The organism is Paenibacillus sp. NN59 (genome assembly GCF_057597225.1).
The window spans coordinates 6069898-6090090 of sequence record NZ_CP199678.1 but is presented as its reverse complement, the minus strand read 5'-3'; the positions used below and the strand labels follow the sequence as shown (position 1 = coordinate 6090090).

At 49.1% G+C, this 20193-nt stretch carries 16 protein-coding genes; 9 read left to right on the top strand and 7 right to left on the bottom strand.

The window, feature by feature from the left end:
- Nucleotides 1-26: 26 nt before the first annotated feature.
- Nucleotides 27-1544 (top strand): MocR-like pyridoxine biosynthesis transcription factor PdxR, encoded by a 1518-nt coding sequence (gene pdxR / locus ACT89M_RS26500; RefSeq protein ID WP_154890207.1) that lies wholly within the window; start codon nt 27-29, stop codon nt 1542-1544.
- Nucleotides 1545-1668: 124 nt separating this feature from the next.
- Here pdxR and ACT89M_RS26495 read toward each other — a convergent pair whose 3' ends face one another.
- The gene (locus ACT89M_RS26495) at nt 1669-2307 is read right to left on the bottom strand and encodes a TetR/AcrR family transcriptional regulator (RefSeq protein WP_308722662.1); all 639 of its coding nucleotides are present in this window, start codon (nt 2305-2307) and stop codon (nt 1669-1671) included.
- Between the two features lie 294 nt (nt 2308-2601).
- Between ACT89M_RS26495 and ACT89M_RS26490 the strand changes: the two genes are divergently transcribed.
- Complete coding sequence (locus tag ACT89M_RS26490) at nt 2602-4833, top strand: MMPL family transporter (protein ID WP_308722663.1); 2232 nt, start codon at nt 2602-2604, stop codon at nt 4831-4833.
- Nucleotides 4834-5100: 267 nt separating this feature from the next.
- Nucleotides 5101-6054 carry a nucleoside hydrolase gene (locus tag ACT89M_RS26485; RefSeq protein ID WP_090924098.1) on the top strand — a complete coding sequence of 318 codons (954 nt, stop codon included), beginning with the start codon at nt 5101-5103 and terminating at the stop codon, nt 6052-6054.
- A 191-nt stretch (nt 6055-6245) separates the two neighbouring features.
- Here the strand turns inward: ACT89M_RS26485 and ACT89M_RS26480 are convergent, their stop codons facing one another.
- The 3 genes from ACT89M_RS26480 to ACT89M_RS26470 all read right to left on the bottom strand — a co-directional run bounded on the left by ACT89M_RS26480 (nt 6246) and on the right by ACT89M_RS26470 (nt 10285).
- Nucleotides 6246-7952, bottom strand: a complete 1707-nt coding sequence (locus tag ACT89M_RS26480) for a methyl-accepting chemotaxis protein (RefSeq protein WP_487344909.1) — start codon at nt 7950-7952, stop codon at nt 6246-6248.
- A gap of 322 nt (nt 7953-8274) precedes the next feature.
- The gene (locus ACT89M_RS26475) at nt 8275-9006 is read right to left on the bottom strand and encodes a DUF3105 domain-containing protein (protein WP_222592179.1); all 732 of its coding nucleotides are present in this window, start codon (nt 9004-9006) and stop codon (nt 8275-8277) included.
- Between the two features lie 334 nt (nt 9007-9340).
- On the bottom strand, nt 9341-10285 hold the full coding sequence (locus ACT89M_RS26470) for a zinc ribbon domain-containing protein (RefSeq protein ID WP_308722665.1): 945 nt from the start codon (nt 10283-10285) through the stop codon (nt 9341-9343).
- Nucleotides 10286-10616: 331 nt separating this feature from the next.
- On the opposite strand from ACT89M_RS26470, the gene efeO reads away from it, so the two are divergent.
- From efeO to ACT89M_RS26440, 6 genes are all read left to right on the top strand, one after another.
- Nucleotides 10617-11513, top strand: a complete 897-nt coding sequence (gene efeO, locus ACT89M_RS26465; RefSeq protein WP_308722783.1) for an iron uptake system protein EfeO — start codon at nt 10617-10619, stop codon at nt 11511-11513.
- A 4-nt stretch (nt 11514-11517) separates the two neighbouring features.
- Nucleotides 11518-12795 carry an iron uptake transporter deferrochelatase/peroxidase subunit gene (gene efeB, locus ACT89M_RS26460; RefSeq protein ID WP_487344908.1) on the top strand — a complete coding sequence of 426 codons (1278 nt, stop codon included), beginning with the start codon at nt 11518-11520 and terminating at the stop codon, nt 12793-12795.
- A 61-nt stretch (nt 12796-12856) separates the two neighbouring features.
- Nucleotides 12857-14803, top strand: a complete 1947-nt coding sequence (locus ACT89M_RS26455) for an FTR1 family iron permease (RefSeq protein WP_487344907.1) — start codon at nt 12857-12859, stop codon at nt 14801-14803.
- Between the two features lie 257 nt (nt 14804-15060).
- On the top strand, nt 15061-15798 hold the full coding sequence (locus ACT89M_RS26450; protein WP_308722784.1) for an HAD family hydrolase: 738 nt from the start codon (nt 15061-15063) through the stop codon (nt 15796-15798).
- Between the two features lie 402 nt (nt 15799-16200).
- On the top strand, nt 16201-16680 hold the full coding sequence (locus ACT89M_RS26445) for a Dps family protein (RefSeq protein WP_154959454.1): 480 nt from the start codon (nt 16201-16203) through the stop codon (nt 16678-16680).
- Nucleotides 16681-16807: 127 nt separating this feature from the next.
- A complete protein-coding gene (locus ACT89M_RS26440; RefSeq protein ID WP_487344906.1) occupies nt 16808-18070 on the top strand; it encodes a nitric oxide synthase oxygenase in 1263 nt (420 codons plus the stop codon).
- 37 nt (nt 18071-18107) lie between these two features.
- On the opposite strand, the gene ACT89M_RS26435 is transcribed toward ACT89M_RS26440, so the two are convergent.
- From ACT89M_RS26435 to ACT89M_RS26425, 3 genes are all read right to left on the bottom strand, one after another.
- Nucleotides 18108-19349, bottom strand: a complete 1242-nt coding sequence (locus ACT89M_RS26435) for an MFS transporter (protein WP_487344905.1) — start codon at nt 19347-19349, stop codon at nt 18108-18110.
- A 200-nt stretch (nt 19350-19549) separates the two neighbouring features.
- Nucleotides 19550-19744 carry a hypothetical protein gene (locus tag ACT89M_RS26430; protein WP_090924107.1) on the bottom strand — a complete coding sequence of 65 codons (195 nt, stop codon included), beginning with the start codon at nt 19742-19744 and terminating at the stop codon, nt 19550-19552.
- A gap of 85 nt (nt 19745-19829) precedes the next feature.
- Nucleotides 19830-20069 carry a hypothetical protein gene (locus ACT89M_RS26425; RefSeq protein ID WP_487344904.1) on the bottom strand — a complete coding sequence of 80 codons (240 nt, stop codon included), beginning with the start codon at nt 20067-20069 and terminating at the stop codon, nt 19830-19832.
- Nucleotides 20070-20193 lie beyond the last annotated feature (124 nt).

The window sequence follows — 20193 nt, the reverse complement described above, 5'->3', positions numbered from 1 at the left end:
AAAAGGACAGATGGAGTGAGGCAGTTATGATGCAATTACCTAAACTTGATGAGCACGACAGTGTACCCGTCTATATTCAGCTTTCGGATCATATCAAACGGGAGATTTTCCGCGGGGAATTGGTGGAACACAGCTGCCTTCCTTCTGTACGAAAATGGGCAGAACTGCTGGGCATAAGCACAACACCAGTGGAAGCGGCCTACCAGCAGCTTATTGCGGAAGGGTACGTGTATAGCCAGCCGCGCAGAGGTTACCGCGTTCGAGCCGTGATTGAAGGTTATCACGATATGTTACTGGGGAAGTCCGATATACATACGGCAGAAAATGAAAAACGGGTTAACTATGCCCGTACAAATAACAAACAGGGTCAGGCAGGTTCTACAGTAGTATCACCAGATTTACTGAGCTTGCGTCCGGTGACGAATGTTACCTATGATTTTCACATGTCGCATAATGATTTTAGCCTGTTTCCTTATATGAAATGGCAGCAGTACGCGAACCGGGTTTGGCGTGAAGAATCAAAAGGTTTATTATTTTACGGAAACCCGCAGGGTGAGTGGGGATTGCGCAACGAGATTGCGGCCTATCTAGGACAATTTAGAGGAGTTCGCTGTACGCCCGAGCAGATTGTGATAGGTGCAGAGCAGCATCTGCTCATGTCCTTGCTTACACAGACGATGCTTCGCAAAGGTGGGGTTAGATCAATTGCCGTGGAGAACCCCGGGTATCGCCTGTTACCTGGAACCTTTCGGAATTATGGATATGAGATTATCCCAATCTCACTGGACAGCGAAGGCATAAATCTGGATGAACTGGATCAAGCAGATGTGTCACTGGCTGGTGTATCCCCGTCGCATCAGTTTCCCATGGGCATGCCGATGCCGATCAGCCGCAGACTCGCCTTGCTGGACTGGGCGGAACGTTCCGGGGCCTATCTGATTGAGGATGATTATGACGGCGAATTCAGATATTCCGGTCGTCCTATTTCTTCGATGCAGGGACTGCGGGAGAACGCACCTGTTATCTACATGGGAGGATTCTCTCAGGTGCTTGCCCCTGCTTTTTGCGTGCATTACATGGTTCTCCCGAAGGAACTCGTTCCTCATTTTGGCGAGGTTTATCGAACGGTTCTGTTCGAACAGTCAGCTTCACGTCTGCATCAGCGGACATTGGAGTTATTCATGCGGGAGGGAGAGCTGGGTAAACATATTCGTAAAATGCGCAATCTGTATAAACGCAAACATGACCTGACTGTGCAGGCCATTCAGCAGCATTTCGGCGATCAACCGGGAATGGAGATTAAGGGCGAACACGCCGGATTCCATCTGGTCTTAAGGCTGATTAACCCGAATCCAGCCGACAATATGGTGGCTAAGGCGTTAGAGATGGGTATACGTGTGGCCTCGGCGGAGTATCTGTGGGCAGACGGAAGTGCTCCTGCTGACGGCAAAAGAGAGTTTATCATCGGATTTGCCGGCATTGAAGCAGAGAACATCGAGCCAGGCATCGCCGCGCTAGCGCGTGTATGGGAGACTATCTGTTGATTTAAGTCAAGGTTACTCTAGCCAAACTCGGCCGATTTAACGATCATTGAAACCTTACTAAATGTTCTCCAGATGCGCATTATGGAATAGTAGAGGGGAAGTTGTGTTTACACGTCTACTCATCCTATGGATGTTTAACTGCTCCGTCCAAAAAGAGTCCGACGAGTTCCTCGGCCAGTTCGGCAATCGTATCGTGCATACGGCGTACATCTTCACGGTTGGCTAACATCAACAGGGACGTGAAGGCCTGAGCAAGCAACAAGGGATTGGCCTCTCTCAAATACCCGTTGTCCATCTCACGCTGGAAATGTGTAGCGAGAACTTCGAAGATACGATGTTCTGCATCCCGAATCTGAGCAAACTGGTCGGCATTCAGATACGTTTCGGCTTCACGCATCATCGTTTCCGTATCCACATGAGACTGTTGCATCTTCGCAGCCGCCACGTTGACCAGCCGTTCGTACAACGTGCCGGGTTCTTCAAGCCGCAGTGTGGTCTGCTGCATGCCCATCGCCATCATACGGGTAATCGCTATGGTGAAAAGTTCCGGTTTGCTCGAAAAATGATAATAGATCGATGCTTTGGTCACCTGACATAACGAAGCGATCTGCTGAAGGGAAACGGCTTCGTATCCGTATTCCATAAACAGCCGTGAGGCCGTCATTAGGATGTTATTGTAGGCGGAAGCTTGATCTGTACCTACTTTGGGTCTGCCTGGAGCACGCGCCGGGCGTGCTTCTTTTCTTGGTTTTTTGTTCATCATACTCGACCTCATTTACGGATAAAATAACGTATTGTGACTTTTCAAAAAATTAGGGATTGCATAATTAACCTTCCGGTATATATAATTAACTCGATTATATTATGACCCATGGTTCATTTCCATACCATGACATTAATTTAAAAGCTGTTTTTGATAAAAAGATTTCTCGTATGAGTTGAACTATTTATTTTGCACAGCTACTTTCCAGGTTATTCTGTCATCGAAGTGTCTGTGCAAACCATCTTTCTGTTCAACTTATATGGATTAAAACAAAACTAGGGAGATGAATAGACCATGCAGGAAGGTTCAGGTTATGGCCGCTTCGTAGCGGGCAAACGAAGTAAATGGGTTACACTGCTCGTGTGGATTATCATTGCGGTTGTACTTGGTATGGTATGGCCCGCAGTAAATCAGCGTGAGACCAACAACGCACAAGATTTAAGTGATTCGAAACCATCCGTACAGGCCGCTGCTTTGGCGAAAAAGGAATTCCCTGGCGGCGAGGGCTTACCCGCGCTGATTGTCTGGCGTAACTCTGCCGGACTCACAGAGGATCAGATCCAGCAGATTCAGGCGTTAACCGAGCGATTGGATCAAGACCCGGTGGAGCAGCAACAGTCGGTTGTACCGCTCTATCAGCTGCCACCGCAGGCGATTAAAGGTCAGCTTTCGGAAGACGGAAGCACCATCGTCATGCCGCTGTTTTTCAACAAAGATGCCGATTCAGAGCAACTGAAGGCAGGTGTCGAAGGGTTAGAGGAGAAAACAAAAGCCATCTTCGGCATGAATCCATTTGATACGGCTATAGATACTGAAGGCAAGTTAATTGCACGCGTAACCGGACCAGTGGGGATATCGATTGATGCAAACGGATTGTTCTCATCCGCCGATGTGTCTCTGCTCATCGCAACTGTCGTGCTTGTACTCGTGTTGCTCTTGCTGATCTACCGTTCACCGGTGCTAGCGATCATTCCGATTATTGCCGTAGGCTTCGCCTATATGGTCACCAGTCCGATTCTTGGATTTATGGCGGATCAAGGCTGGATCACAGTTGACGCCCAGTCGATCTCCATCATGACTGTATTACTCTTCGGAGCAGGTACGGACTACTGTCTGTTCATGATCTCCAGATACCGTCAAATTCTCTATCATGAGCCGGATAAAAAGAAAGCTATATTCCAAGCAATTACCGGATCATCCGGCGCGATTGCGATGAGTGGATTTACGGTTGTCGCAGCTCTACTCGTATTGCTGTTAGCTGAATACGGTGCATATCATCGTTTTGCCGTACCTTTCAGTCTGTCCATCTTCATCATGTTTATTGCAAGCCTGACACTGGTTCCGGCGCTACTTGCCATTTTCGGACGTGGATCATTCTATCCATTCGTTCCACGTACTCACGAGATGGAAGTGGAGCGGGCGAAGAAAAAAGGCAAATCGGCTCCGGCTCCGCGTAAAGTCCGTGAAAGCTGGATCGGACGCATCGTAACGACTAAACCTTGGACGGTTCTGGCGATTACGGTAGTGCTGCTTGGTGGACTGGCTACTTTTTCAACCCAAGTGAAATTTACGTACGACTTGTTATCTTCCTTCCCGGAAAATGTACCTTCGCGTGAAGGCTTCAAGGTTATTGGGGAGCAATTTTCGCAAGGAGAGCTCGCTCCAGTTAAAGTGATCGTGGATGCCGGAGGCAAAGAGACAGATCTGAAAACACGTCTCGAATCACTGGATTATATCAGCAAGGTGGGCGACCCGCAGCAAGGCGCGGAGAATGCCAACATTACGGCGTATAACGTAGAGTTCAATCTCAATCCTTACTCAATCGAAGCGATGCAGCATATTCCTGACTTGCGGGCTACGGCGGAAGCGGCATTGAAAGACGCCGGAGTTACCAATGTGGATCAACAAGTGTGGATTGATGGGCAGACTGCCGAACAATATGATATCGAAGTCGCTGGAGAGCGGGATGCGAAGATTATTATTCCGGTCGTGATCGGTATGATTACGCTCTTACTGCTGCTCTATCTGCGCTCGATTGTTGCGACAGCGTACCTGATTGTAACGGTAGTCCTGTCGTATTTCTCCGCACTGGGTCTGGGTTGGATCATCATCCACTATGGCCTTGGAGCAGAGGCTATTCAGGGAGCGATTCCGCTCTATTCCTTTGTCTTCCTCGTAGCACTCGGCGAGGATTATAACATCTTCATGATCTCAAGCATCTGGCAGAAACGCAAAACGATGCCGCTTCGTCAGGCGATTAGAGAAGGTGTAGGTGAGACAAGTTCAGTTATTACTTCTGCCGGTCTGATTCTGGCGGGCACGTTCGCTGTATTGGCGACTTTGCCAATCCAGGTACTGGTGCAGTTCGGCATCATCACCGCCGTAGGTGTGCTGCTGGATACGTTCCTGGTTCGTCCGTTCATGGTGCCGGCGATTACAGCGCTGCTGGGCAAATGGGCGTTTTGGCCAGGCAAGTATACGGAGATTGCCGAGAAGCAAGAGAAGAAACCAACCCGATCCCTGTAATTCAGGAGGAGGGGCAGATGGACGGCGGGGCTTGATGCCCGTGGTCCATCTTTCTTTTTACCAGAGGCGAGAGCCTTGGGTATGTATGTCTGAGATGGAATGGATAAGCTGGTAAAAATGCGCAGGGGATGCTATAGATACGGGATTCTTTGGGTGTGGAAGGTTTACTCGGCTTAGGGTTATGGGACATAATAGAAGAAGCGTCGGCCTTGGGCAGACGGACAAGTTCACATCAATGGGGTAACCAGAGGAAGGATGAAAGCAAGCATGACGAACAAACTGAATGTGTATTTCAATCATGACGGCGGCGTGGATGATCTCGTATCGCTGTTTATGCTTCTGCAAATGGACAATGTAAACGTAACCGGTGTATCGGTTATTCCGGCAGACGGATATTTGGAGCCGGCAACCGATGCGAGCCGTAAAATTATCGATCGTTTCGGGACGTATTCTATTGAAGTGGCTAAATCCAATTCCAGAGGCAAAAACCCGTTTCCAGCTGCATGGAGACTGCACTCATTCTATGTAGATGCACTGCCTGTTCTGAATGAATCCGGCAAAATGGAAGCGCCGCTCTCCGCTATTCCTGCGCATCAGCATCTGATTGAGAAAGTACGCAATACCGAAGGCAAAACGCTGTTGTTGTTCACAGGCCCGCTGACGGACCTCGCGCGTGCGCTGGACGAAGCACCGGACATCGAAGAGAAAATCGACAAGCTGGTATGGATGGGCGGTACATTCGAACGCGGAAACGTAGAAGAGCCGGAGCATGACGGTACGGCGGAATGGAACGTATTCTGGGACCCGGAAGCAGCTTATCGCGTATGGCAGAGCGGCATCCAGATTGATCTGGTCGCACTCGAAAGCACAAACAAAGTACCTCTTACACCCGCAGTCCGTAACCGCTGGGCAGCAGAACGCCGCTTCGAAGGTGTGGATTTCCTGGGGAACTGTTATGCAGGATGTCCGCCACTGGTGTACAGTGAAACCAATTCCACGTATTATCTGTGGGATGTGCTGACTACGGCTTCCGTAGGTCGCGAGGACATCGTGAAGAAAAAGACCGTGAATTGCATCGTCATTCCAGATGGCCCGAGCCAAGGCCGCACGGTGGAGCAGGCGGACGGACGTCCGGTACAACTGGTGTATGATACAGATCCGGAAGCATTTTTCACATACATGACTGATTTGGGGAAAAAAGCTGCTCCGCAGCGTTACTAATGATCGGCAGCCGTAGGGCTGACCTTCATGTAAGATAAAAAGACCTTTCTACGATACGCATCAAAGATACGAATCGGTAGAAAGGTAAGAGCTAAAGAAAGCCGCAGGCTGTGTTCCGATGATCGGGGAGAACCCCGATAATGTGGATTACGGCCATGCGGCTTTTTGGTATGGAGCAAGCGGGCACCGAACTAGATCTTAAAGCGGCTGATCAGGCCATTCAGCTCGCTGGATAAAACACGTAGTGACTCTGCGGAAGCACTGATCTCACCCATGGATTGTAGCTGCGTTTCGGCAGCCTGCGATACCTTCTGGATGCTGGATGAGGATTCTCGCGAGATGTGTTCCATGTTTTCAATGGATGCCGACACTTCCTCTGAGCTTGCTGACAGCTGTTCAGAAGCTGCGGACACTTCATGCAGGCGCTCGTTGATCGTTTCAATGCCGCCATGAATGGAGGAGAACGATTGACCTGCCTCTTGCACAACAGTCAGACCGGATTGCACCGCTGTAGTGCTTGCCGACATATGTTCCGCAAGCAAAGAGGTCTGACGTGTCATCTCGGCAATCAACTCGGCTACATGTTGTGAAGATTGCTCGGATTCTCCTGCAAGCTTGCGGACCTCGGAAGCAACAACGGCGAAACCATTACCGTGTTCACCTGCACGGGCAGCTTCAATACTGGCATTGAGTGCGAGCAGATTCGTCTGTGAAGCAATATTTTTCATTAAGTGGGCGACCGATTCAATCTGGCTGGAGTAATCCGTAAGCTGGGTCGTCGATGCGGCCATCTGTACGTTGGCCTGATGAATCCCGTCCATGCTGCGGATGGCTGTATCCAGCTTCGCCTGTCCTTGAATGGCTTCGTTTGTTGTCTGCTGTGATACGTCGGCAACTCTGGAAGAAGAATGAGCAATATGCTGCATGCTACGTGTGATTTCTTCCATGGCTACCGTGACTTCTCCAGCGCGTACCACCTGTTCGGAAGCCCCCTGTGCAGTATGATTCGTGTGCTCTGCAATCCGCTGACTGGCCTCGGCCGTTGCCTGGGAATGCCGGGATACACCTTCTGCGGCGTGAAGCAAGGAATCCGAGCTTTGGCGAATGCCCGTCATGACTTGCCGGGTATCCGTGACCAGGTGTTTGAACTCGGAAGCGAGCTGGCCAATTTCGTCCTTGCGTCCAAGCTCCACATTGACGGTGAGGTCCCCTTTTCCCACTTCGGCAATGAGCTGTTTCAGCTTCACCAGTGGTCTTGTCAGATAACGTGCGAAAATATACACCAGCAATACACTGAGCAATACAATCGCCAGTGCTGTCCAAACCATCGTGATGCGGTTGCTCGACATGAGTGCATAGACAGCGGTAGAGTCCAGATCTGCGCCTACAATACCTAACATCTTGCCATCAGATCCATGAATCGGTACATAAGCGGTAATCGTAGCCCCGTAATCTTCATCCCGAGTAAGCTCTCCGCGAACCGATGTGTCTTGTGCAAAGGCTTGAAGCATGCCATCGTACAGTGTTTCCTCTTTTGTACCGTATGGGGAAAAATCATCCTCGGCTACATCCGGCGCGGCCCCGTCTACCACGTAATAATACGCAGCCTTTCCACTTTCCTCGCGTGTGCCAAGTGTGTACAAATATTTGAGTCCGTTGGCTTCACGCAACTGGCTAAGTTGTGCGCGCAGCGTATCGTAATACGCCGTTTTGTCCTGCCCCGTGCTGAGTGGAGCATACAGTGTCGTATCGATCAAAGCGGCTGCCCGTTCAGCTACAGCCTGTGCCTGCATCCCCATGGATTGTTCAACCAATTGAGCAGATGCCCGATACATCGTGATGCCTAAAATGGCCCCAGCAGCCAGCATCAAACAGGAAAAAAACAAAAAAATTCGCATAAACAAACTATTCATCGTTCCAATTGCTCCCCCTTGTGAGCGTATATGTTATGTATGCATTTCTACTTCAATTTATCGGCATATGATTGGGAAAGGATTAGGGGCGGAAGTTGACGCTGGTATGTTATGTCGCCGTGTCCTGCTGCGTTCAGTTGTGGGGTCTAACAATCCTGAGAAGCGCTAATTGCTCCTTTTTTGAACAGTTGAAAATGTAACGATTCCTGAAAGACCTTATTTTGCTCAAAAGGATTTTTTTTGAGCTTAAGCACTCCTTTTTCAGAAGATAAGGTTTCTGGAGATCGTTACATTTAAATTTGCTAAGCTACATTGTTCCGCCGCCTTGGCGAATGGATGGCGGGATCTTCTCAGGCCCCTGATTGATGTAACGATGGATAAACGTACCTACCTTGGCATCATCAAACTTGTCCAGCTTCATTGTTTTGGTCCAGGCGGTCACAACGACCTCGCTGCCGTCAGGAATATCTTTGTTGGGTACGGCAAGAATGCCTGACCCGGCTTGGCGAAATTTTGCGAGATATTGGAGATGTTCCTTCAGTTCATCACTGGCATTTTCACGATAATAGATGATGATGTCCCCATGCTCCATGTTGTGAACCAGATAAGGATACCCGGGAAAGTCGGTATAAAAGCCAAATTGGATATCATGTGGATTATGTGGCCCCGAGGTTGGTATTTTCATTTCATACTGGATCGGCTCCTCGGTATGGGTAGCTCCATAATATTTGTCATCCGTCACATCGATGGTTGCATTGTTCGGGAGGTCGGCTACATCGTATGTCTTTCCGGCACCTTGAAGGAAAAATACGCCGAAGGCTACGATGGATACAGCGATCAAGGCATGTGCTGTGAGCCGGAGCGAGCGGCTTTTCTTCTGAATAGCTGCTCGCTCATTCTTTTTCATGTGGCTAAGAATTTTGCCGCGCGTACGTGATGCCCAGATATAGGCGGCAATCGAGAGTAGCAGCAGGGCGGCTCCAACAATCAGCCATAGATATGAGGTCCCCGTTTGTTGTTCCATTTGCATATGATCCATGTGGGTCATGTCCATTCGAATTCCTCCGCTTTCGTCAACAAATAATGAATAGTTACACTACATATTGTAGTGTTGAAGGTGAAGCAACATAAAGAAAACTTACAGACAAGCTAATAACATTAAAAACCAAGCAAGAAACAAAGAAAAAACAGTAGAGCAAAGTTACTTCAACTAAATGCTGGCTCATATAAGTAAATACAAACATATTTTTTACACTACACATTATAGTGTATGGAATATGATCCGCGCAATGTTGCCTTTCGCAAATGAAAAAGACTCCCTCCACAATCGGGGGAAGTCTCCATTTCAGCAATCTTGAGTAGAAGAAACGAATTTACAAGCGTCCAAACGGCGAGAATAACGGGCTAAGTAAGCCAGCTATAGTCGAAAATAACAAACGATACATTAAGTAAAACAATACAGCATTCACAATCAACACGCTGTACGTGCTGTCAATGGCAGCTTTGGTCCGATTGAGCGGATGCTGGAACAGCACCGTATTCATCGCAACAAACACCATAATATACGACAGCACCAGTAGGGAGATCGCGAACGAGTAGGAGATCACAATCATCAAGTTAGCGAGCAGAAGCGTAGCGATTGCAGGGACCAGCAAGGTTCCGAACTGGGCAACCAGAATTTTGGGACGGAACGTAATCCGTTCCAGCTTAAGTACACCATAGATGAGCGCAACAGCAGCAATCAGAATAATAGCTGAAAACAGGAGCGGGCGCAAAAATCCGCTAACAAATATGCCTTCCGCACCGAGGCGGCCAAATGTGATCAGAACATATGTAGAGGTTAATACAGCAAACAATGCCATCGTTAGCCACCCATTCAGGGCATGCTGTTCACCGACGGTTTTCATCGATTGATACGGACGAGCCAGTACGCTGAGGAAATAGGTCAGGTATTGTTTGCTTACTTCTTTGGCTTGCTGTACTTTTTCATTCTGAACGAAGTTGTTCCACTGATTTCCTGCGCTACCTTGGTTAGTATCGTGATCAGGAGCTTCATGATTACTGGAATGTACCGTTGCTGTTTCTTTTACAAGCGATGGTACAGGTGAAACCGAAGAAGAGCGTGTAGGTTCTGGTTGGTGAGAAGCAGATTCCTTGTTGCTGGACCAATGCGTGTATTCCGAGTCAGCGGAAGCTGAATCTGTGCGTGTTACGGAATCCACAGGATCAGAAGAAGCATGGGTTCCCGTCAGGTTAGAGCCGCACTTCTCGCAAAACTGGGCATCTCCATTTTCATGATTACATACTTGGCATTTCATGTTCATAAGCCTCCAATTTCTTAAATTATGGAACAAGTTAACATTGTGTCTCATTTTAACGTTCTATGACGAACTTTGTCTATGGATCGCAGAATTAAATACCCAAAATAAACCTAATGAAACAGGAGTAATAACCTGCCATATTTTCATATTGACATAAAGATGGGGCGGAATTATGATGTCATTATCGAAATTGATAATCATTATCAATTAAAAGCTAGGGTCAAGAGCGATATTTGTATGTCTGCTCGACGTTCCTGTATCGGTAAAGGATTATTTTAAGGGTTTGTTGCCTAATTACTGCGTTCATAGGGGAGTGTTCGTGTTGAGAATGAGAAAAAGTGTGACTTTGCCAGCTGTCGTGATGGTGACTTCGGTGCTGCTTGCAGCGTGTGGCAATGATGGAGCGGCTTTGAACAAGGCATCTGAGAAGACAGCTGTAACGAGTGAAGCTCAAACAGCATCTCAGGATACAAGCAAGGGAGGCCAAGAGGCAACTGTTGCAGATTACTCTGTTGCGGTAGAGGGATATCGTACATTTGCCGTAGAGCAGATTGATGCGTTTGTGAAGGAAACCGAGAAGTTTACGGATGCGGTGAAGGCTGGAGACTTGGAAAAGGCCAAGTCGTTATATGCCCCGGCACGTATGTATTATGAACGGATTGAACCGGTAGCGGAGGCGCTAGGTGATCTGGACCCTAACATTGATGCACGTGATGGTGACGTTGAAGCTGCAGACTGGCGTGGTTTTCACCGAATTGAGAAAGCATTATGGGCAGACAAAACAACCGACGGCATGAGCGAATATGCAGACACACTGCTCAGTGATGCGAAGCTGCTACGGGCTAAAGTGGAAACGATGGATATCGATGCAAGTCTGATGGTCACGGGTGCGGTCGAACTGCTGAACGAAGTATCTTCCAGCAAGGTGACCGGGGAAGAGGAGCGGTATTCGCATACGGATCTGTATGATTTTGCGGCCAATGTAGAAGGAGCACGCGAGATTTACAACTTGCTGCAGGATGATCTGGCATCCAAGGACAAAGAGTTGAACCAACAGATTGCGGATCGATTCGATGCGCTGGAGAAAGAACTGGCTCCGTTCAAGGAAGGTGACGGGTACGTTTCTTACAAGAAGTTGAAGGATGAGGATGTGCGCAAGCTAAGCCAGAATCTCGATGCGCTCGCGGAGCCGCTGTCCAATATGGGACAGGTACTGGGAGTGTAGAACGATGACGGAGAACAAGCAGGATTCGCTGAAAAAGCCGTTGTCACGGCGTGAGATGTTGAAGCTGACCGGCGTAGCCGGGCTTGGTCTGCTTATTGGTGGGGGCGGTGCAGGCGGACTGATGGCGCTGGGCCGCAAAGGCTCTTCTGTCGCCGCTGTAGAACCTGCGGCGGCTGATAAGGGATTGCCTTTCTATGGCAAGCATCAGGCAGGTATTATTACGCCCGCGCAGGATTTTATCTGCTTTGCGGCGTTTGACGTTACCGCAGGCAGCGTGGAAGAGCTTCGCCGTCTGTTCCGGGACTGGACGGCAGCCTCGGCTGCCATGGCTTCCGGACAGATGATCGGCGAGCACAACACCACGCTGAATACGCCCCCCACCGATACGGGGGAGGCGGCAGGCCTGACACCGTCACGTACCACGTTGACGTTTGGTGTGGGGCCGTCTTTGTTTGACGGGCGCTTCGGCTTGAAGGGACCGAAGCCGCGGGGACTGCGCGACCTGCCGGCATTTGCCGGGGATGCGCTGGACCCGAAGTGGTGTGGTGGCGACCTGTGCGTGCAAGTCTGCGCAGACGATATGCAGGTCGCCTTCCATGCGATCCGCAACCTCGCGCGTATTGCGCGAGGGCATGCGGTGCTGCGCTGGACCCAGGAGGGCTTCCAGCGCACAGGCCGAGCCGCCCCCGCGGGTGGAACACCGCGCAATCTGCTCGGCTTCAAAGACGGCACCGGCAATCCGGATACTACGGATGCCGTTCTCATGGACCAGACCGTCTGGGCGCAGCCGAGTGACGGTCCGGGGTGGATGGCCGGCGGCAGCTACATGGCCGTCCGCCGGGTGCGCATGCGTGTGGAGGTCTGGGACCGCTCCACCTTGAAGGATCAGGAGGCGACGTTTGGTCGCCACCGTGATAGCGGCGCGCCGATTGGCAGCCGTGGAGAATTCGACCCGGTGGATCTGCAGGCGAGATCCACCGATGGACAGCCCTTAATCCCGGCAACATCGCATCTGCGGCTCGCCAAGGGAGACGGGAGTCAACAGATCTTGCGCCGCTCGTACTCGTATTCGAGCGGCCTCGATGCCAAAACAGGCCAGCTCGACGCAGGCTTGCTGTTTATTAGCTACCAACGGGATATGGACAAGCAGTTCATCCCGATCCAGACACGGCTGGCGAAGAGTGACAAGCTGAATGAATATACGGTGCATGTGGGTAGTGCCGTCTTTGCCTGTTTTCCCGGATGCAAACAGGGTGGATATATCGGGGAGACATTGTTCTAATGCTGATGAGTTTACATCGAAATCCACATCCAAATGTTCACGGATTAAGGGGCAAAACGATATGAGATTGCTACGCATCACATTACCATTACGCATTACATTATCTTTACTCGTTGGCCTCATCTATTCTTTTTCATGGATGGGAGGAGGCCTGTTCAAACATGTTGATTATGTTTTTGGTGGACGCATCCTTGCCTTTGAGGAGACTACTGCTTATGCTTCTGGAAATGCTTCATATGCGTCAGCTGCAGCTGCGTCCGCTGTACCACAGGAAAGCGCGAAAACGGATCAGTTGCATGCTCTGCTTCCTCCGGTAGGAAGCGCGCTGGTGGAAGCAGGACAGGGCAAGCTGGAAGATGCCATTCGGGATGTATCCGATTTTCAGGTGTTATGGCAGCAGGCCGGACAACTGAAACCGGAGCAAAATGCAGAGCAGATCGCAGGTTTAACTACTACCATTAACGATGCACTCACCAAGGTTCAAGATGTGTTGAAGGGTAGCGATGCCGACGCAGCCAAAAGTGCACTGGCAGACCTTGCAAGAGCAGTCAATGCATACGTAGAAGCCTTCCAAAGTGGGGAAGGCGGCAGTGACGCAGGCCGGAAGGCGGCAACACGTTTACTTCCGGATTCCCGCAGCAGTCTTGTCGCGATGCAAAACGGAGACTGGCCACTGGCAGAGCGCACGTATAAACGAATCGTTACTGCCTGGAAAGGTACGGAAGCACCGATTCGCAAGGACCATTTTGGCGTATACAGCCAGCTTGAGAAACAGATGAGCCTGATTCGGATTGCCATGCAAGCCGAACCGCGCAAGGAAACACAGGCCATCCAGCAAATGAACGAAATGGTGACGCTTCTGACGGATTACAGTATGGGGACACTCAAGGATGGGGAACTGGATAAAGAAGCAGTCAACGCTGGTTCTGCATCGCTGGCTGATCTGCTGCAATTGCTGGAACAGGTGCAACAGCAGATTCAGGCCGGGGATAGCCCCGGAGCGGCTACAGGCATGGAACAGTTTATTGTTGCTTGGCCTTCCGTCGAAGGACAGGTGCAGATCTCTTCGCCTGCATCGTATACCGCAATCGAGAATGAGATGACGGAAGCATCCGGCTACCTGGTCTCCAGTCCCCCGAATACATCGAAAGCAACAGTGGTGGTATCCCGCATGATAGAGCGGTTGGAACCTTTAACGGAAACAACGTCTTATACTGCATGGGATGCGGCTTTAATTCTTCTCCGTGAAGGACTGGAGGCGATTCTGGTACTGGCTGCTTTGCTGGCCTATGCCAAGAAGAGCGGGCAAGTTGCTGCGCGGCGATGGATTTGGGCTGGGGCGGGTAGCGGCTTGCTCTTGAGTGTAGGGCTGGCTGTGGTGCTAACACTGCTGCTGGCTGCGGCGTCTTCAGGCAGTACACGCGAGATGATTGAAGGGTATACGGGTCTTGCGGCAGTGGTTCTGATGTTGACCGTTGGACAATGGATGCATAACAAATCAAACGCCCGCTCATGGAACAGTTATGTAGAACGCCAGGTTGGAGGAGCCCTTGCACGCGGAAGTTTATGGTCTTTGTTTGCCGTCGCTGGTCTTGCCATATTAAGAGAAGGTGCGGAAACGGCTATATTCTACATCGGCATGGCTCCTTCCATTCAGCTATCCCATTTGTTCATGGGGGTGGGCATAGCCTTGGTGATCCTGGTTATTCTGGCCATAGCGATTATTCAGTTCAGCGTGCGCCTACCGGTGCGCTGGTTTTTCCTCACGGCTACGCTATTGATCTATTATCTGGTCTTTCGTTTTCTGGGCGAGAGTATTCATGCCCTGCAGGTATCGGCCACGCTTCCTGCACATGTGGCACATGAGTTGCCTGCCCTAAGCTGGCTTGGCATGTATCCTACATGGGAGACCTTCGTGCCGCAAATGGTGGTATTGGTCTATCTGGTCTTTAGTCTGGTTCGCACCGAGAAACGCTCAGCAAGAGATATGTCCAGTACATCGGTTTGAATACTTCCAGTGTAGCCAGCCGATTCTGGTGATGTACGTTAAATCCGATGATGTCGTTCAAGGAGTACCTCCCCGGGCATCTCCAGAGATTTAATTAAGAATGCTCTCTCACTTCACCACGATGGGTGGTAAGTAGGGGGCATTTTTACGTAAAATCATCTAAGTGGGTTTGGACGGACTTCTCCACTACATATATAGTAGTAATAAGAGAACAGTTTGACTTGAGAGCAGATTAGAAGCAGGGGGAAGCATCCATGATGGAGAGCAATAATACAACTAAAGCCATATTTTTCGATCTAGATGATACCTTATATGATCACTTACAGCCGCTTCGGGGAGCATTGGAGGAAGTGCTCGGATTGCCGGAATCGTTTGATTATGCGCTGGCGTATCATCGATTTCGCTATTACAGCGACTGGCTGTCTGCACAGGAAGATCTTTCGGCGGTTCCCGAACCAGATGCAGTAGAGCGTATGAGATGCCGTAGATTCGAGCTAACGATGGCTGATTTTGGGATTGATCTGCAGCTTGGACAAGCGCAAGAACTGCAACGAAGGTATTTGAGCAGACAGTTTGAGATTACTCCCTTCCAAGGAGCATATGATCTTATTCGCAGACTTCAAGCGGAGGGACATACGGTGGGGCTGATTACGAATGGAGAAGGTCAGCATCAACGGCGTAAGTTAGAAGCGCTAGATGTGTTCGGTCTGGTGGACGAGCAACTGGTCTTTATTTCCGGTGAAGTCGGTTATGCGAAACCGGACGGCAGACTGTTTGAGCATGTGAACAAGCAGACAGGAACAACAGCTGATCATAGCTACTATATTGGAGATTCGTGGCGCAACGATGTTGCCGGAGCGGTGGATGCAGGCTGGAAGATCATCTGGTTTAATCACCGTGAGGTATCGCCCGAATCAGATCATGAACCTCATTTTACGGCACGGAACTACGAGGAAATCAGTCATCTTCTTACGTTTGAACAGGTTCGTTCATAGGCGGGAACTCGGGGAATCGAAGCACTTCTTAGAATTAACTAAATAATGATCAGGTTCTAACAAGGCATTCAGTCCTGTCATCTGTGATTGCAGATGAAGGGCTGTTTTTTGTTTTCACTCAGACGTGTGAGAATGTTCACTGAAGGTCGGTAAGGTTGGCGGTATAACTACATGAGCAGCCTTGTTCATAGTGGAAGCAGCCAAAAGTTCATCATGAAGCCCGGCTTCATGGAATCTTCATTTGGAAGAGGGGCCAAAGCTCTTTTCAAAGTATATAGCCAGTGTTATAATTAAAACAAGATTTAGATTAAGTCTAAATTAAAAAAAGAATAACGAAGCGATTCCAAACAAATCATACGACAAACAAAACTAAAATGAGATTTTCGAAAGGGGATAAATTCCATGAGTACAATCCAAACTAACCCAAACACTTCTGTAACAAACACAGCTAAACTTCAAGAGGTATTGAACCGTCAGATCGCAGGTTGGTCTGTCCTTTACACGAAGTTGCATAACTTCCATTGGTATGTCAAAGGACCACACTTCTTCACCCTTCACGCCAAATTTGAAGAACTGTACAACCTGGCTACAGCGAATATGGACGAGGTTGCTGAGCGTCTTCTGACCATTGGTGGTCGTCCTGTAGCAACGATTGCAGAACAACTTCGCCTGTCCCCAATTGTGGAGGCACAAGGACAACTGTCTGCTGAAGAGATGGTTGAACATGTTGTTGCCGATCTGAATGCAATGCTTGATGTGATTCGCCAAGGCATTCATGAAGCTGGAGAAGTTGAAGACAATGCGACTGAAGACATGATGATCGGATTCACTGCTGCGCTAGATAAAGAGATCTGGATGTTAAACGCATTTTTGGGCAAATAATCTAGGCTAACCTGTGTCCTGACAACGATATGTAGAGTCCGTGAACAAACGTCCCGTTCGCTTACAAATCCGGTGTGCTTCCCGTATAATAATGGCATTCAAGATGTACAGAATGGTGGAATGAGAAATGCGGACAGACCTGGATCGATTGCAGGAAGAAGCTGAACGGTTTATATATACTAGTTATGAAGAGCTGGGCCATACGCGTAAAGACGCAGAGGCCCGGCTTATTGCCATTAAGCAAGAGATGGACAAAACGGGAACCTATACCCATACTGCAGAGGAACTGGAACATGGCTGCAAAATGGCATGGCGGAACAGCAACCGCTGTATCGGGCGGCTGTTTTGGGACAAGCTGCGCATTGTGGATGCACGTCATGCTGATACCGCAGGAGTGGCTGCGCAGGCCGTACTGGATCATATCCATAACGCTTCAAACGGCGGCAAGATCATCCCGACGATTACCCTCTTGCCGCCAGAAGGCCCAGTTGGAGCCCCCATCCGTATCTGGAATCATCAGTTGATCCGTTATGCTGGATATGAGACAGCGCAAGGCATTGTGGGTGATCCTGCTTCCATTGAACTGACCAAAGCGGCCAATTCCCTCGGCTGGCAGGGAGCTGGAGGCGATTATGATGTGTTGCCGATCATTATTCAAGCTCAAGGACAGGCCCCAGAGTGGTATGTAATACCAGAGCAGGAGATCATCGAAGTGCAGATTGAGCACCCGGAGCGAGTGGAGATTGCTGAACTCGGCCTGCGTTGGTACGGTGTGCCAATGATTGCGGATATGCGGGTCGAGATCGGAGGCATTAACTACCCGGCTGCGCCGTTTAACGGTTGGTATATGGAAACGGAGATCGGAGCGAGAAACTTTGCCGATACATTCCGATATAACAAGTTGCCAGATGTAGCTGCTGCACTAGGGTTAAACACGTCGAGTGAAACGACACTGTGGAGAGATCGGGCACTGGTGGAGCTTAATGTGGCTGTGCTACATTCATTTAAGAAGGCCGGTGTGAGTATCGTGGACCACCATACAGCTGCATCACAGTTTGCTCTGTTTGAACAGCGGGAAGAAAAGGCTGGACGCGAGCTGACCGGAGACTGGGTGTGGCTGATTCCACCAGTGTCCCCAGCCACTACTCATATTTTTCACAGTTCCTATCGGAATGAGATTGTGAAGCCGAACTTTTTTCATCAGGCCCCTGCATACAGGTTTCAAGATGGGATGGCTGTTGCCGCAGATGTCGGTATCAGTGAGCAACACCATAAGCACCATAAGCACCATGAGAATATGGATCATCAAAACGACCGAGAGCATGCGTCCGATGAAGCCAAACAGTCACAGGCAGGGAATACACCAATGAAATGCCCGTTTGCACATTAATTTGTTTGAGCGGGTTTTATTTTTTAAAGCAGTCTTCTCAGCTCTCTTTCATCCGATACCTGCTTCGCATGATGGCTTGAACGGCTATGGCTGCCGCGATCAGAACAAGATTAAAGACAAATACAGCATATAGAGACAAGGTCTCCATCAGAAGTGCTGCGAGTAGAGGAGATACCATAGAGCCGATCTCCGCAGACGAGACAATTTTACCAATGACAGAGCTTCGATTCACTTCAGGAGTGTGATCCCCAATATGTGCAAAAAAGGAATCCATGTAACAAGCCCCGCCAATGCCACCGACGAACATGCCAATGTACACCCAGAGGTGGACAGAAGTACTTAGAAAAACAATGACTTCAACCCCGATCAGGAACATGCCCAGCATGCACATCAGGAGCCGATCACCCAAGCGGTCGGAGAGAAAACCGACAAAAGGGGCAGCCGCAAGCGTAGAAATTCCGGCTATGGTAAAGGCCAGACTGGCAGAGAAGGTATCCCACTGCATGATTTGAGTTGCATAGAGTGCAAAATACGTCAAGAAAACGGCATAGGCACTCATCTCCAGGACATGCACCGTTATGTATCCTGTAAGTGGGACAGGAATAAGACCTGTGCCATTACTTGGGCGAGACTGTGTATTATTGGAGGCATACTCCTGAGCAATCTTTTCTTGACGTGAAGTTTGATCTGCAGGAGCCGAAGAGAGAACTTCACTATCCTTCGACTCTAGAATGGGTATTGAGCCAGATGATCCATACGTTGTTTTGTTTTGCATACCCATAACAACAACCATGGCGATCAGACAACAGCATGCAACCAGCCAGAACGGAACGGACAGCGGTACGTGGAGCGTAAGCCAGCCGCTGATGACCGGCCCCAGGATCATGCCCCCGCCCTCACTACTACTGATGTATCCGTTGTATAGTCCCCGGTTATCGCTATTTCCTCCGTCACTGATGATGGAGCGTACGATGACGGTCAGCCCGGTTGAAGCCATTCCTTGCAATAGCCGCAACAGGCCAAGGAACAGGGGCGTAGAGGCAATGGCAAAACCAGCTGTACATATGGCGAGCATCAGTAACATAAGGACGAGAGATATTTTGACCCCTACATGGCGATAGAGAGCAGAGGCAGGGAGCCCGCCGGCTACTTTACCTAAATAGAACAATCCGAAAATGAATCCCATCTCCCAGCCAGATAGGCCAAGTTGGTCGATATATACCGGAAAGAGGGGCAGAATCATAAATCCCCCCATCTGGCTAAGAAAACAGACACTCATCAAAAGGGGTAAATTACGACGCATTTCCATGGTCTTCCTCACCTCAACTCCATGATATGGAGTCCCGGCATCATTCATTCTTTTTGAATCACTTCGAAAAACTAAAATAACTCAAAAAGGAACGTAGCAGATGTAACTGCTACGTCTTCTTGTGAGACTTATGCTGCGAAATTTATATCAATGCTGAACAGGGTTTCCCATCAGTGATGATGGTGAGGGTGTTTATTTTCGTGGTCAGGTATAACAACGTTAACAACGGTTTTTTGAATATGTGTTGCATGGTTTGTGTTTTCTGCATTGTTTTTAGATTTGTTTTTCGCACGATTTTTAGAGATGAGTTTGCTTTTGTTGGCAGCTTTGCTTTTTGGAGAGAGCGGTGAGAAGAAGTTAGTCATGGTAAAGCCTCCTTCATTAATATACGTTTTATTTTTTTGAATCTATCAATTCACATGGACAGGCTAAGATATTGAAATAGATAGATTACCAGTAAGGATTGCAGTGATGGTGATGATGATTGTGTGGATGATGGTGGTGGTGATGTGTATCTTTCTCTTTAGATTCAGGCAGAATGACGTTAACGACAGTTTCCTGGATATGCTCTGACTTGCTTGTGTTACCTGCGTTGTTTTTAGATTTGTTTTTTGCGCGGTTTTTGGATACCAGTTTGCTTTTGTTGGCAGCTTTACTTTTTGGAGAGTGTGGGGACAAGTAGTTAGCCATGAAGAATACCTCCTTGTGATGGATATACGTTATACTATTCCGAATCTATTAATTCGTTTGTATAGAAGACTAATTAATAAGAAAATAGATTTATTGCCATATTATTAATATCTGTAACGTGCGT